Here is a 13,612-nt window from a genome sequence, read left to right as displayed (position 1 = left end):
GAGCGCCCCGGCCCGGCCTGAGGTGCCTCCGGCGGGAGTATTTGGGCCAAGATGAAATTGGCTCGGTCAGCGCGGATCAGGCTTGGCCGAATTCCTGCGCGAGGTGCTGGGCCAAGGCGCGGTCGGTGGCGTCTTCCGGGCCGGTCGCCCAAGGGCGAAAGCGCAGGCGGAAGGCGGCAAGGCGGATATCGGCGGGCGCATCGGGGTAGCCAAAGCGCGTGAGGCTGGTGGCAAGGGGGGCGGTGGGATCGCCGAGATCGGGCCAGACCGAAAGGCCTTGGCGCGCCAGACGCCGCCAATCGAAATGCCGCCCCGGATCGGATTTGCGCTGTGGGGCCATGTCGGAATGGCCGATCACCCGGTGGGGCGCAATGGACCAGCGTGCGAGGATGGCTGCCAGTAGGGTTTCCAGCGCCGCCATCTGCGGTTCGGCGAAGGGTTGGTTGCCGTCATTGGCGAGTTCAATGCCGATGGAATGGCTGTTGATGTCCTCAAGCCCGGCCCAAGCGCCCGCCCCGGCATGCCAGGCGCGGTGGCGTTCGTCGACCAAGGCTTCGGCCATGCCCGTCTCGGAGATCAGCCAATGGGCCGAGACTTCGGCAGCCGGATCGCAGAGCCGCGCGCGGGCTTCGTCGCAGGAGATCGCGGTGTAGTGGATCAGCACCAGCGAGGGGGATACGCCCCCCCGCCGCTCACCGAAATTCGGCGAGGGGAAAGGGGTCATTGCAGGGCGGCGCGGAAGGGCGAGGGGTCCCAGCTGCAGGCATAGCCATCGCCGTCCGGATCGACGCCGCGGCGGTCACGCTCGGGGCCACCGGCGGCCAAGAAGGCCTCTTGCGCCTGATCGGCCGAGGCGAATTGACGGCAGGCCGCATCGGCGCTTTGCAGGCGGAGCTTGCCGCGTTTGTAGATCTGCGTGCCGACGGGGTGCGAGGTGGACAGCGCAAAGGCCACAATCGGCGCGCCGCCGACGTCGCCCGAGCGTTGCGGCAGCGCGGTGGGCTGGTCCACCTGATACTGCGCGCGGTTGCGCTCGATCCGGGCCTTGTCGCTTTCGATGGATTCGCGGGCGCTGACGGCTTCAAAGTCATTCTCGTCCGAGATCGACGGATTGATGTTTGCCATCTCGCCGCTTTCTTCCTTGATCGTCAGCGGCGCGTTGCCGCGCGGGCGCTGGCCATTGGCGTCGAGTGTCACCGAGGCCATCTGTTCCGGTGCCAGCGTGGAGGCCATGGGAACGGTCGGGGTCGAGCCGATCACCGACCCGGTCAGCGGCACGCCCGTGCCGCCTGCGGGCGCAACCCCGGTGGCGCGGTCAATCGCGGCGGCGGCGGTGGCGGGCGAGAAGCCTGCGCTGGGGGCTGTGGCTGTTGCCACGCCCATCGGATCGAGCGGCGCGGTGGGGGTCACCGTTTGGGCATTGCGCACATAGGAGTTGTAGTCGTTGAACCCGACGCCCGAGGCCGAATCCGGCACCGGGGCGGCACAGGCTGCAAGTCCAAGACCGGCGGCAAGAAACAGAAGAACGCGCATGGTATCTGCCTTCATCGGAAGAACGCTTTGCCGCCCCTTACCACCATTTTTCCGGCTTGGAAACAAAGCCCGCAGCCCGTTCCAGCACATAGGCGTGATTGAGCAAGGCACCCTCTTCCCAAGGCCGGCCGATCAGTTGCAGGCCCAAGGGCAGGCCCTTGGCATCAACCCCGACCGGGACGGCCACACCGGGCAGGCCGGCGAGGTTCACCGTAATGGTGAACACATCGTTGAGATACATCTCAACCGGGTCCTTGCTGCCCATCTCGCCCAGACCAAAGGCGCTGGAGGGGGTGGTGGGGGTCAGGATGCAATCGATCCCGGCGGCGAAGGCCTGTTCGAAATCGCGCTTAATCAGTGCGCGCACTTTGCGGGCGCGGTTGTAATAGGCGTCGTAAAAGCCCGCCGACAGCACATAGGTGCCCACCATGATGCGGCGCTGCACCTCGGGGCCAAAGCCTTCGGCGCGGGTTTTCTCATACATCTCGGTGATGCCGTCACCCGCCGCCAGCTTGGCGCGGTGGCCATAGCGCACCCCGTCATAGCGCGCGAGGTTTGACGAGGCTTCGGCCGGGGCGATCACGTAATAGGCGGGCAGCGCGTATTTCGTGTGCGGCAGCGAGATGTCGACGATCTCGGCCCCCGCCGCGCGCAGCATGTCAATGCCCTTTTGCCACAGCGCATCAATCTCGGCCGGGATGCCGTCCAGACGGTATTCGCGCGGGATACCGATCTTTTTGCCGCGAATGTCGCCGGTCAGCGCAGCCTCGAAATCCGGCACCGGGATGTCGGCCGAGGTCGAGTCCTTGGCGTCATGGCCCGCCATGGCGCCTAGGAAAATCGCCGCATCGCGCACCGATTTGGTCATCGGCCCGGCCTGATCGAGGGACGAGGCATAGGCCACGATCCCCCAGCGCGAGACGCGGCCATAGGTCGGCTTGATCCCGACAATCCCGGTGAAGGCCGCAGGCTGACGGATGGAGCCGCCGGTGTCTGTGCCGGTCGCCGCAAGGCAAAGGTCCGCCGCCACAGCCGCCGCCGAGCCGCCTGAAGACCCGCCCGGCGTCAACTGCCGGTCGTCGATCTTCCACGGGCTGACCGAGGGGCCGTAGCAGGAGGATTCGTTGGACGAGCCCATGGCAAATTCGTCCATGTTCAGCTTGCCCAGCATCACTGCGCCCGCACCAAAGAGCTTGGCCGTGACAGTCGATTCATACTCGGGCTTAAAGCCCTTGAGGATGTTGGAGGCCGCCTGCGACGGCACGCCCTTGGTGCAAAAGAGATCTTTGATGCCCAAGGGGATGCCGCACATCGCCGGCGCCTCTTTGTCGGCTTTCAGCCGCGCATCGGCGGCACGGGCCTGTTCCAGGGCGATTTCGGGGGTCTTGTGGACATAGGCGTTCAGCGCATCGCCCGCGTCCATCGCCGTGAGGCAAGACATCGTCAGATCCACCGCCGTGATCTCGCCCTTGCGCAGCGCGTCACGCGCGGCGGCAATGGTCCAGCTGTTCGGGTTCGACTGCGACACGCTCATTCCACCACCTTCGGCACAGCAAAGAATCCCTCACGCGCATCGGGCGCGTTCTTCAGGACTTGCGCCTGAATATTGCCATCGGTCACCACATCGGCCCGGCGTTTCAGCCGCATCGGCGTGACCGAGGTCATCGGCTCGATCCCGTCGACGTTGACCTCGTTCAACTGCTCCATGAACCCCAGAATCCCCGACAATTCGCGGGCCAGATCCGGCAGAGCCGCCTCTTCCACCCGGATCCGGGCCAGCTTGGCCACCTTGCGGGCGGTATCAATGTCGATCGACATGGAGAACCTCTTGGAGTGTTTCGCCCCGTTTAGCCCCCCGCCTCTTTGGCTGCAAGGCTTTGGGTGGGGTTTCCTGGCGGGTGCCGTCGCCAAGGCCTTGGTGCCGGGTCAGATTGGGCAGCCGGTTGATGGGCGCGCGCAGGTTCAGTTTTGGCGAAAGCTGGAACTGCGCTAGATGAGTGTGATGGGCCTACAGCCTTTGGGGGGACGATCATGCAGATCATTTGGCTTGGCCATTCCAGCTTTCGCATCGAGATCGAAAAGGCGGTTCTGCTGATCGACCCTTGGCTCAACGGCAACCCGATGTTCCCTCAGGCGCGCCGGGCCGAGGCGATTGCCGGGGCCACGCATATTCTGGTGACCCATGGCCACAGCGACCATGCGACGGATGCCGCCGCGCTGGCGAAAGAGCTGAACATCGCGGTGGTCGGTATCTATGACCTGACAGGCTGGCTTGCCGCACAGCATGGCATCGATACCATCGGGTTCAACAAGGGCGGCACGGTCCGCTTGGGCGGGGCGGCGGTGACCATGGTCAACGCGAGCCATTCTTCGTCAATCTCTACCCCGGACGGCCCACGCTATGCGGGCGCCGAGGTGGGGTTCATGATCGCGGGCGAAGGCCATGTGATCTATGTCTCGGGCGATACCGACATCATGGCCGACATGGGCTGGATGGGCGATCTGCACAAACCTGACATCGGGATTCTGGCGGCAGGCGGGCATTACACCATGGACATGGCCCGCGCCGCCTATGCGGCCAAGACCTACTTTGATTTCAAGACGATCATCCCCTGTCACTACCGCACCTTCCCGGCGCTGGAGCAATCGGCCAAGGAGCTGGCCGATGCCCTGCCCGGCGTGCAGGTGATTGAACCGCAGGTGCTGGATCCGATCCGGCTTTAGCGCCGTTCGGCGAAGAAGGATTTCAGCAGCGCCTCCGCCTCGACCGCGCCGATCCCGTCATAGACCTCGGGCACATGATGGCATTGCGGGTGGGCAAAGACCCGCGCGCCCACGGCCACCCCGCCCGATTTCGGATCGGCTGCGCCATAGTAAAGCCGCCCCACCCGAGCCGCCGAAATGGCGGCGGCGCACATTGGACAGGGCTCCAGTGTCACATAAAGATCCGCCCCCCCAAGCCGCTCGCTGCCTAAGGCGGCACAGGCGGCGCGGATCGCCAGCACCTCGGCATGGGCGGTCGGATCACAAAGCTCACGCGTGCGGTTGCCCGCCCGCGCGACCACAGCGCCACCGATCACCACGCAGGCCCCCACCGGAACCTCACCGCGTGCGCCCGCCGCCCGCGCCTCATCCAGCGCGATCTCCATGAAGGACCGAAACCCGCGTTGCTCTTTCATCTTGGCTCAAATACTCTCGGGGGTCCGGGGGTGGAAGACCCCCGGGGCTGGCCACCCCGCGCCAAGGATGAACGTCATGGCCGGAAAAGAAAAGCCCACCCCGCAGGGGACTGCCCCCGCTGGCGACCGTATTGCCAAGGTTTTGTCACGCCGGGGCGTCGCCTCGCGGCGCGAGGCAGAGCGGCTGATCGAGGCGGGCGAAGTCACGGTGAATGGCAAGATCATCACCTCGCCGGCGCTGAATGTCACCGATGCTGATCTTATCACCATTTCCGGCCACCCACTGCCCCGGCTCGAACCGGCGCGGCTGTGGCTTTACTACAAACCCGACGGGCTGGTCACCTCGGCCTCGGACGAAAAGGGCCGCGAGACGGTGTTTGATCACCTGCCCGAGGAACTGCCCCGCGTCATGTCGGTGGGGCGGCTGGATTTGAATTCCGAGGGCCTTTTGCTGCTCACCAATGATGGTGAGTTGAAGCGGCGGCTGGAACTGCCCTCAACGGGCTGGCTGCGGAAATACCGCGTGCGGGTCAACGGCAACCCGACCGATCCCGATCTTGAACCCCTGCGCCAAGGCATCACGGTGGAAGGTGAGCGGTTCCAGCCGATGGCTGTGGTGCTGGACCGGCACCAAGGGGCCAATGCTTGGCTGACGGTCGGCCTGCGCGAGGGCAAGAACCGCGAAATCCGCCGCGCGATGTCGGCGATCAATCTGACGGTGAACCGGCTGATCCGCGTCAGCTATGGCCCCTTCCGTCTGGGTGAGTTGAAGCCGGGCGAGGTGGAAGAGGTGCGCACCAAGGTGCTGCGCGAGCAGTTGGGCGAAGGCGGCGGGCAGGACGCGCCCGATCCGATTGCCCGCAAGGCGCGCAACGCAGCCGCCACCGCCGCACGGCGCAGCCGTCCCGGCGACGGCGTGCGCGCCTTGGCCCGCGCTTGGGATGATGCGGCGGGTGAAGGCAAGACCATGACCGAAGCGCCGAAACCCCCGGCGCGGCGCGTCACCACCACCTCACGCGCCACCTCGTTGGACGATGACGACCGCACAACCCGCAGCCCGCGTGGTGCGGCGCTTTCAGGCAAACCGCGCAGCGGGGCCGCCCCGCGCCGCGAGGCAGGTGCCGCCCCTGATCGCGCGCCGCGCAGCTTCAACACGGCCAAACCCGGTGCCAAATCCACCGCCCCGCGCCCGCGCCGGGATGACGCGGCCTCGGATCGTCCGGCCAAGCCCTTTGCGCGGGCTGAAAGATCAGATCGCGAGGCTGAGCGCGGCCCAGACCGCAATCGCGGGCCAAAGGCGGCCAGCTCCAAGCCGGCCAGCGCAAAACTTGCGGCCCCCAAACCCGCCACCGCCAAACCCAGCGCGCCCAAAATCGCCGGACCGCGCGGGCCAAAGCCGCCAAGCCGCCCGCGCAAGGGCTAAGGGCGGCCCCGTCAGGGGGGAAGAAACCCGGCGATTTCCCGCTTGGGAGACTGGCACCATGGCGGAGCTTTGCCTATAGTTCCGCCCGACCGCCCGGCGTATTGGCCGAAAGCGGCGTGTTTTACCATTGTGGCGCAGCCTCCATTATGTGGCGCAGCATCGATTTCAAAGGGCTTTTCAGATGTCGCCAACCGCGCACCGATCCCTGTTTTTCTATCTTCTGCTGGCCCTCATCGCCTATGTGGCCTTTGGCGGGGGCGTGTGATGGCCCAGCGTTTCGGCGGAAAGTTCAGCCCCACCCCGCAAGACAGCCCCTCCAAAACCCGGCCCGCCCCCGCGCCCTCAGCCTCACGCGACCAGCGCCGCGCGGGGATGTTGGGGTTGGCGGCCCTCGCCTTTCTCATCCCCGCCTTCTGGGGTGATCCGCGCCAACTGGTGCTGTCCTTGGCCGCAGGCGGCGTCCTTTTGGCCGCCGCATGGACCACCCGCGAAGGCCTCCGCGCCGCCGAGGCCTTCGCCGCCCGCAAGGTTGCCCGCCGCCCCGCCCTGCCCCGCAAGGCGCTGGGCGCGGTCCTGACCGGGGGGGCCCTCTTCCTTGGCGGTCTGGCCCAGCAGCAGGCGGGGGCTGCGATGACGTTCGTGAACCCCGCCCTCTTTGCCCTTGCCGGGCTTGGGTTGCACCTCATCGCCTTTGGCCTTGACCCGATGCGCGACAAGGGTGCGACCGGGATCGACAGCTTTCAGACCGACCGCGTCGCCCGCGCCGTGCACGAGGCCGAGGCCCATCTGACCGCCATGAAAGACGCCATCCTGCGCGCGGGCGATCGCCCGTTGGAGACCCGCGTCACCCGCTTTGCCGACACCGCGCGGCAGCTCTTTCGCAGCGTTGAAGCCGACCCCGGCGATCTGACGGCGGCGCGCAAGTTCCTGTCGGTCTATCTTCTGGGCGCGCGCGATGCGACGGTGAAATTCGTCGATCTTTACGTCCAAAACCGCAGCACGCAGGCCCGCGCTGACTATGAGGCGCTGCTGGATGATCTGGAAACCACCTTTGCCAGCCGCACCACCGCGCTTTTGGCCGGTGGCCACACCGATCTTGATGTCGAAATCTCGGTCCTGCGCGACCGGCTGAGATATGAAACCTGACCCTTTCGCACCCCCCCTTTATTGAGTGAGACTGCCATGACCCAATCCATCCAATCTGCCGCCGCTGCCACCCTTGCCGAGGTTGAAAAGGTCACCGCCGTGATCCTTCCCGAACCCGGCACCGCCATTGTGCCCCTGTCCGAGGCCAAGGCCGATCAGGCCGCTGCCATCCGCACCCGCATGGCCGAATTGGACCTGACGAACACCCAGTCGATCATCGGCTTTGGGTCCGCCGCGCAATCGGAATTGCAGGTCATCAGCCAGGAAATGCTGTCGGGCGTGAAAAACAAGGACGTGGGCCCGGCCGGGGACAGTCTGCGCGACATCGTCACCACCCTGCGCGGCTTTTCCGTCTCCGAGCTTGACGTGCGGCGCAAGGCAAAATGGTGGGAGCGGCTGATGGGTCGCGCGGCCCCCTTTGCCAAATTCATCGCCCGTTTCGAAGAGGTGCAGGGCCAGATCGACAAGATCACCGACAGCCTTTTGACACATGAGCATACGCTGCTCAAAGATGTGAAGTCCCTTGATATCCTTTATGAAAAAACCCTGACCTTCTATGACGAGCTGGCGCTTTACATCGCCGCCGGAGAGGCCAAGTTGGCCGAGGTGGACGCCAAGGACATCCCCGCCAAAGAGGCTGCCGTTGCCGCCGCGCCCGAGGCCGATCAGGTGAAGGTGGCGCAGGAATTGCGCGACCTGCGCGCCGCGCGCGATGATCTGGACCGCCGGGTGCATGATCTGCGGCTGACGCGGCAGGTGACCATGCAATCGCTGCCCTCCATTCGCCTTGTGCAAGAAAACGACAAAAGTCTGATCACAAAGATCAACTCTACCCTCGTCAACACCGTTCCCTTGTGGGAAACTCAGCTGGCGCAGGCCGTCACGATTCAGCGCAGCAAAGAGGCGGCAGTCGCAATCCGCGAGGCGAATGACTTGACCAATGACCTTCTGACCTCGAACGCGGAGAACCTGCGCGAGACCAACCGCATCGTGCGCACCGAGATGGAGCGTGGGGTTTTTGACATTGAGGCGGTGAAGAAGGCCAATGCCTCGCTGATCGCCACGATCGAAGAAAGCCTGTCGATTGCCGATGAAGGCAAGGCGCGCCGGGCGGCGGCTGAGGTTGAACTGGTGAAGATGGAGCATGATCTGCGCGACACCCTGTCGGCGGCGCGGGCGCGCGGCACCGGCACCGGGGCCACCATCGGCGGAGCGGTCTGACGGGATGGCGCAGCGGGGGGCAACGTGGGGGGGAGGTCGCGCCGGGGCAGTCGCCTTGGCCGCCGCCCTTTTGGCCGGCTGTGCCGCCCCCGGCGGCCCCTCGGGCCAGATGTCGGCCCCGCTGCCTGCATCGGATCTGACGCAAGTCGGGCAGACCCCTGAGCCCCCCGAAAGTGCGGCCGCCCGCGCCTATTACGCGCAGGTGCAGCAGGCGCTGTTGTCAAATGGCCTGATGCGCACCGATGGCGGCGGTCCCGACACCCCCTACACCGACCGGATGCTGGCCGAGACCTTTATCCAGATCGCGCTTTACGACGAATATGTCTCGGGCACCGGCGGGCGCACCCTCAGCGGTCAAGCGTCGATGCTGCGGCGCTGGGAAGGGCCAGTGCGGGTTGGGTTGACGTTCGGCCCCTCGGTCAGCGCCGACAAACGCGCCACCGACACCGCGCGCGTTTCGTCCTATCTGGCACGGCTGGCGCAGGTGACTGGTCATCCGATCCGTTTGGATGCGACCAATCCGAATTTCCACCTGTACATCGTCTCGGAAAGCGAACGCCGGGCGCTCGGTCCGGCGCTGCAGGCGGCACTCCCCGGCCTTGGGGCGCGGGATGTGGCCGGAATTACCCAGATGCCACGTTCGACCTATTGCGCCGTTCTGGCGCAATCGCGCGGCCAAAGCGGCGTCTACAGCCGCGCCTTCGCGGTGGTGCGGGCCGAACATCCCGACCTTCTGCGCCTGTCCTGCCTGCATGAGGAGATCGCCCAAGGTCTGGGCCTGCCGAATGACAGCCCGCGCGCGCGCCCGTCGATTTTTAACGATGACGAGGAATTCGCGCTTCTGACCGGCATGGACGAGGACATGCTGCGCCTGCTTTACAACCCTGCCCTTAAACCCGGCATGACCGAAGAAGAGGTACGCCCGATCCTGCGCGAGTTGACCGCGCAACTCGTGGGCGGGGACAGTTGACCGCGCGGCTTTGGCCCCTGATCTGGCTTTGGGCCAGCCCGGTAGGGGCCGAGGGCGCCTTGGGCTGGGTTCAGGAAAACACCACCTTTCCGCTTGAATTTCAAAGCATTGCCAGTCTGACCGTGGCGCCCGGCGGGATGGTGGTCGCCGACGCGCTGACCGCCGCGCGGTTTGAAGATTACGTCGCCATCCCCGTGCCCGCAGGCCCTGCCCGTCTGGTCGTGGCCCTTGATCCGGCGCAGGATGGGCGGGTCTCGAAGGCGCTTATCGTCTTTGGCTCTGGCCCCGTGGTCTGCGGCAAGGATGTGGCCACCGTCGGCATCGACACTGGGCTTGCGGGCTTTTTCGACAAGCCAAGCCTGACCGCCCTGAACCAAGACGCCAAGGCGCTTGGTCCTGAAAAAGATCTCTACAATGACTGGTTCGATGCCCTGATCGGCCAGACCGCCGTTGTCGCCCAGATGGCGCCCCTGCCTTCGGGCGCAGCCTTTCCCATGGTTTCCACCGGCTGGGGTGATGGCGGCTATCCAGTGGCCACGCTGAACGGCGCAGGGGGCGAGGTGCTGGCGGTCTACGTCGATTTCATGGGCCGCGATGACGACGGCACATGGCTTTTGCCGCAGCCCTGCGCGGGGGCCTGACCCAAGGGCGCAAACCGGGGGAATTTCCCCCCAACCCGCCCCGGCAAAAGGGCTTCAAACCGCCGCCACAACCGCTATGCTATGCACATTTAGGACGCCCTGATCGTCCGATATTGAAAGGCTGCCGCCATGGTTTTTGATTTCCTTAAAGGTGAGTTTATCGACGTCATCTCTTGGTTGGATGACACGCGCGACACGATGGTTTGGCGCTTTGAGCGCCGGGGCCAAGCGATCAAATACGGGGCCAAGCTGACCGTGCGCGAAGGCCAGGCGGCAGTGTTCGTGCATGAAGGCCAGTTGGCCGATGTCTTTGGTCCCGGCCTTTACATGTTGGAAACCAACAACATGCCGGTGATGACCACCTTGCAGCATTGGGACCACGGCTTTGACAGCCCCTTCAAGTCTGAGGTCTATTTCGTCAACACCACCCGGTTCAATGACAACAAATGGGGCACCAAGAATCCGATCATGGCGCGGGACCCGGAATTTGGCCCCGTGCGCCTGCGCGCCTTTGGCACCTATTCGATGCGGGTTTCTGATCCGGGCAAATTCCTGACCGAGATCGTCGGCACCGATGGTGAGTTTACCGCCGATGAAATCAGCTTTCAGATCCGCAATGTGATCTTGCAAGAGGTCTCGCAGGTCTTGGCCAAATCCGGCATCCCGGTTCTGGACATGGCCGCCAATACCGCCGATCTGGGGCGCATTGTTACCGGGGCGATTGGGCCGAAGATCGCGGAATACGGGCTGTCGATCCCCGAGTTTTACATTGAAAACATCAGCCTGCCCGAAGAGGTGGAAAAGGTGCTGGACAAGCGCACCTCGATCGGGATTGCGGGTGATCTGAACAAGTACATGCAGTTCAACGCCGCCGAAGGCATGGCGAACCCGGCCTCAGGCGCGGGCGCCATGATGGGCGCGGGCATGGCGGCGGGCATGGGGGCCGCGATGGCGCAGCAGGTCGGACCTTGGGGCGCGGCCCCCGCCGCTGCCGCTGCCCCACCGCCGCCCCCCCCTGCAGCAAAGGCCTGGCATGTCGCGGTGAACGGCGAAACCAAAGGCCCCTTCACCGAGGCCGATCTGGCCGCCATGGCCGCGGCTGGCAGCCTCACCCGCGCCTCGCATGTCTGGACCGCCGGGCAAGACGGCTGGAAAGCCGCCGCCGACACCGACTTGGCGCGGATGTTCACACAAGTTCCCCCGCCGCCGCCCGCAGGCTGACCCATGCCGGGCGCAAATTCCGTCACCGAGGCGCATCGCTATCCTTGCGAACAATGCGGGGCTGACCTGCGCTTTCAACCGGGCCAGACGCAGCTGGTCTGCGACCATTGCGGCCACACCCAAGCGATCAGCGCCGCAGCGCCGCGCCAAAAGGCCCGCGCCTTTGGCGAAATCCCTCTTGCGCGAGGGCTGGCCAAGGACGTGCCCGAGGAGATCAGTGAAGAGGTCCGCTCGACCACCTGCCCCAATTGCGCCGCTGTGGTCGAATTTCAGGGCGCGAGCCATGCCACCGAATGCCCCTTCTGCGCCACGCCTGTCGTGGTGGACACCGGCCTGCGCCGCCACATCAAGCCGCAGGCGCTGGTGCCCTTTGCGCTAACCGAAGGTCAGGCGCGTGACGCGCTGACGGGGTGGCTTGGGTCACTCTGGTTCGCGCCGAACCGGCTGTTGGACTACACCCGCAAGGGCCGCGCCATGGCCGGGATCTATGTGCCGTTCTGGACCTTCGATGCGGCCACCGCCAGCCGCTATACCGGCCAGCGGGGCGAGTATTACTACGAAACCCGCACTGTCACGGTGAACGTCAACGGCCGCAGCGAACGGCGCCAAGAACAGGTGCGCCACACCCGCTGGCATCGCGTCTCTGGCCAAGTGGCCCGGGAGTTTGACGATCTGTTGGTCATGGCCTCGACCAGCCTGCCCGAACGGCTTGGCAATGATCTGACCCCTTGGGATCTGACGCAGCTCGAACCCTATTCCCCCGATTTCCTCGCCGGATTTCAGGCCGAAGGCTACACGATTGCGCTGGCCGACGGCCACCAGAGCGCCCGCGCGCGGATGGCCCGGGTGATCGAAGGCGATGTGCGCCGCGACATCGGTGGCGATGAGCAACAGATCAGCGGCATCGACACCCGCCACAGCGATGAAACGTTCAAGCACATCCTGCTGCCGATCTGGACCGCCGCCTACAAATACAACGGCAAAAGCTATCGCTTCGTCGTCAATGGCCAGACCGGAGAGGTGCAGGGTGAACGCCCCTACAGCTGGTGGAAGATCGGCTTTGCGGTCTTGGCCGTGGTGGTGGTCGCCGGGGTGGCGCTGGTGCTGTCTGACCCCGCCGCCTTTGGCATCAACCCCGCCGACCTGCCCGATTGGCTGAACTGACGGCCCGCGCATCAAACCTGCGCTCATCGTCGCGCGTGCCGCGCGCTCTTCGCGAGGAGCGCCGCAGGCGACGACGAGCAGGCGGATTGGGCTGGGCGGTTGACATCGCCGCCCCCCCGCGCGATAGCCGCGCCATCCCTGTCCGGAGGCTTTGATGCGCGTTCTTGACCACGCCCGCATTCCCGAATTGCCGAACCCCTATTTCGGCAAGGTGCGCGATTGCTATGACCTTCCGGCCACCGCCACCGAACCGGCGCGGCGCATCCTGATTTCGTCCGACCGGATCAGCGCCTTTGACCGGATCCTTGCGGCCATTCCTTACAAGGGCCAAGTGCTGACCCAACTCGCCCGCTGGTGGTTTGACCGCACCGCTGACCTCTGCCCCAACCATGTGCTCGCCTACCCCGACCCCAATGTGGTGATGGGCAAGCATGTCACCATCCTGCCCGTCGAAGTTGTGGTGCGCGGTTATCTGGCGGGCACGACCTCCACTTCGGTCCTCACGCAATACAAGGCCGGGGTGCGGACCATGTATGGCCACACGCTGCCCGATGGTTTGCGCGACAATCAGGTGCTGCCCGCCGCCATCATCACCCCGACGTCAAAAGCCTTTGACGGCGGCCATGATGAACCGCTGACCGCCGCCGAGATCGTCTCGCAGGGTCTGTTGACCGCCGCCCAATGGGAGGAAGTCTCGGCCAAGGCGCTGGCGCTTTTTGCGCGCGGCCAGAAAATGGCGGCTGAACGGGGGTTGATCTTGGTCGATACCAAATACGAATTCGGCACCGACGCGGCGGGCAATATTCTAATCGCAGACGAAATCCACACCCCCGACAGCAGCCGCTATTGGATCGCCTCGGGCTATCAAGCGGCGTTTGAGGGTGGCACCCGCCCGCCCTCCTTCGACAAGGACGTGATCCGGTCTTGGGTCGGCGCGCGCTGCGACCCTTACAAGGACCCGATCCCCGAGATTCCGGCCGAGATGATTGAGAAAACCTCGCGCGTCTATATCGACGCATACGAGCAGATCACCGGCGAGACCTTTGTGCCGGACCTGACCGGCGAGACGCCTTTGGCGCGGGTGCGGGCCAACCTTGCGCCGTGGTTCACCTGA

14 protein-coding genes are annotated in these 13,612 nt (G+C 65.3%); 9 read left to right on the top strand and 5 right to left on the bottom strand.

What is annotated here, in order from left to right; translation table 11 throughout:
* Positions 1-76: 76 nt before the first annotated feature.
* The 4 genes from AC72UB_RS03275 to gatC are packed head-to-tail and all read right to left on the bottom strand — an operon-like array spanning position 77 to position 3,351.
* Positions 77-724, bottom strand: a complete 648-nt coding sequence (locus AC72UB_RS03275) for an N-acetylmuramoyl-L-alanine amidase (RefSeq protein ID WP_505188501.1) — start codon at positions 722-724, stop codon at positions 77-79.
* Positions 721-1,533 (bottom strand): hypothetical protein, encoded by an 813-nt coding sequence (locus tag AC72UB_RS03270; RefSeq protein WP_505188500.1) that lies wholly within the window; start codon positions 1,531-1,533, stop codon positions 721-723. The genes AC72UB_RS03275 and AC72UB_RS03270 overlap by 4 nt, the downstream gene beginning before the upstream one ends.
* A 37-nt stretch (positions 1,534-1,570) precedes the next feature.
* Positions 1,571-3,067 carry an Asp-tRNA(Asn)/Glu-tRNA(Gln) amidotransferase subunit GatA gene (gatA, locus tag AC72UB_RS03265; protein WP_505188499.1) on the bottom strand — a complete coding sequence of 499 codons (1,497 nt, stop codon included), beginning with the start codon at positions 3,065-3,067 and terminating at the stop codon, positions 1,571-1,573.
* Entirely contained in the window at positions 3,064-3,351 is a 288-nt protein-coding gene (gene gatC, locus AC72UB_RS03260; RefSeq protein ID WP_430465151.1) for an Asp-tRNA(Asn)/Glu-tRNA(Gln) amidotransferase subunit GatC, read from the bottom strand. Before gatC ends, gatA begins: the two co-directional genes overlap by 4 nt.
* Positions 3,352-3,564: 213 nt before the next feature.
* On the opposite strand from gatC, the gene AC72UB_RS03255 reads away from it, so the two are divergent.
* Entirely contained in the window at positions 3,565-4,257 is a 693-nt protein-coding gene (locus AC72UB_RS03255) for a metal-dependent hydrolase (protein WP_505188498.1), read from the top strand.
* Here AC72UB_RS03255 and AC72UB_RS03250 read toward each other — a convergent pair.
* The gene (locus AC72UB_RS03250; protein WP_505188497.1) at positions 4,254-4,712 is read right to left on the bottom strand and encodes a nucleoside deaminase; all 459 of its coding nucleotides are present in this window, start codon (positions 4,710-4,712) and stop codon (positions 4,254-4,256) included. The genes AC72UB_RS03255 and AC72UB_RS03250 overlap by 4 nt on opposite strands.
* A gap of 76 nt (positions 4,713-4,788) precedes the next feature.
* Here AC72UB_RS03250 and AC72UB_RS03245 point away from each other — a divergent pair, with 76 nt between their 5' ends.
* The 8 genes from AC72UB_RS03245 (at position 4,789) to AC72UB_RS03210 (ending at position 13,612) form a co-directional block, all read left to right on the top strand.
* Positions 4,789-6,135 (top strand): pseudouridine synthase, encoded by a 1,347-nt coding sequence (locus AC72UB_RS03245; protein ID WP_505188496.1) that lies wholly within the window; start codon positions 4,789-4,791, stop codon positions 6,133-6,135.
* A 264-nt stretch (positions 6,136-6,399) separates the two neighbouring features.
* Positions 6,400-7,281, top strand: coding sequence for a 5-bromo-4-chloroindolyl phosphate hydrolysis family protein (locus AC72UB_RS03240; RefSeq protein WP_505188495.1), 882 nt, complete (start codon positions 6,400-6,402; stop codon positions 7,279-7,281).
* 36 nt (positions 7,282-7,317) lie between these two features.
* On the top strand, positions 7,318-8,502 hold the full coding sequence (locus AC72UB_RS03235) for a toxic anion resistance protein (protein WP_505188494.1): 1,185 nt from the start codon (positions 7,318-7,320) through the stop codon (positions 8,500-8,502).
* A gap of 55 nt (positions 8,503-8,557) precedes the next feature.
* Positions 8,558-9,472 (top strand): DUF2927 domain-containing protein, encoded by a 915-nt coding sequence (locus AC72UB_RS03230; RefSeq protein ID WP_505188493.1) that lies wholly within the window; start codon positions 8,558-8,560, stop codon positions 9,470-9,472.
* Positions 9,469-10,113 (top strand): DUF4241 domain-containing protein, encoded by a 645-nt coding sequence (locus AC72UB_RS03225; protein ID WP_505188492.1) that lies wholly within the window; start codon positions 9,469-9,471, stop codon positions 10,111-10,113. The genes AC72UB_RS03230 and AC72UB_RS03225 overlap by 4 nt, the downstream gene beginning before the upstream one ends.
* 129 nt (positions 10,114-10,242) lie before the next feature.
* Positions 10,243-11,334, top strand: coding sequence for an SPFH domain-containing protein (locus AC72UB_RS03220; protein WP_505188491.1), 1,092 nt, complete (start codon positions 10,243-10,245; stop codon positions 11,332-11,334).
* 3 nt (positions 11,335-11,337) lie between these two features.
* Positions 11,338-12,498 carry a TFIIB-type zinc ribbon-containing protein gene (locus AC72UB_RS03215; protein WP_505188490.1) on the top strand — a complete coding sequence of 387 codons (1,161 nt, stop codon included), beginning with the start codon at positions 11,338-11,340 and terminating at the stop codon, positions 12,496-12,498.
* A 154-nt stretch (positions 12,499-12,652) separates the two neighbouring features.
* Complete coding sequence (locus AC72UB_RS03210; protein WP_505188489.1) at positions 12,653-13,612, top strand: phosphoribosylaminoimidazolesuccinocarboxamide synthase; 960 nt, start codon at positions 12,653-12,655, stop codon at positions 13,610-13,612.

It is taken from the genome of Allotabrizicola aquatica (SeqCode) (assembly GCF_965194375.1).
Classification (GTDB): Bacteria; Pseudomonadota; Alphaproteobacteria; order Rhodobacterales; family Rhodobacteraceae; genus Tabrizicola_A; species Tabrizicola_A aquatica.
Note: the sequence above shows the minus strand (reverse complement) of the source record. Positions and strands in the feature narration are given on the sequence as shown.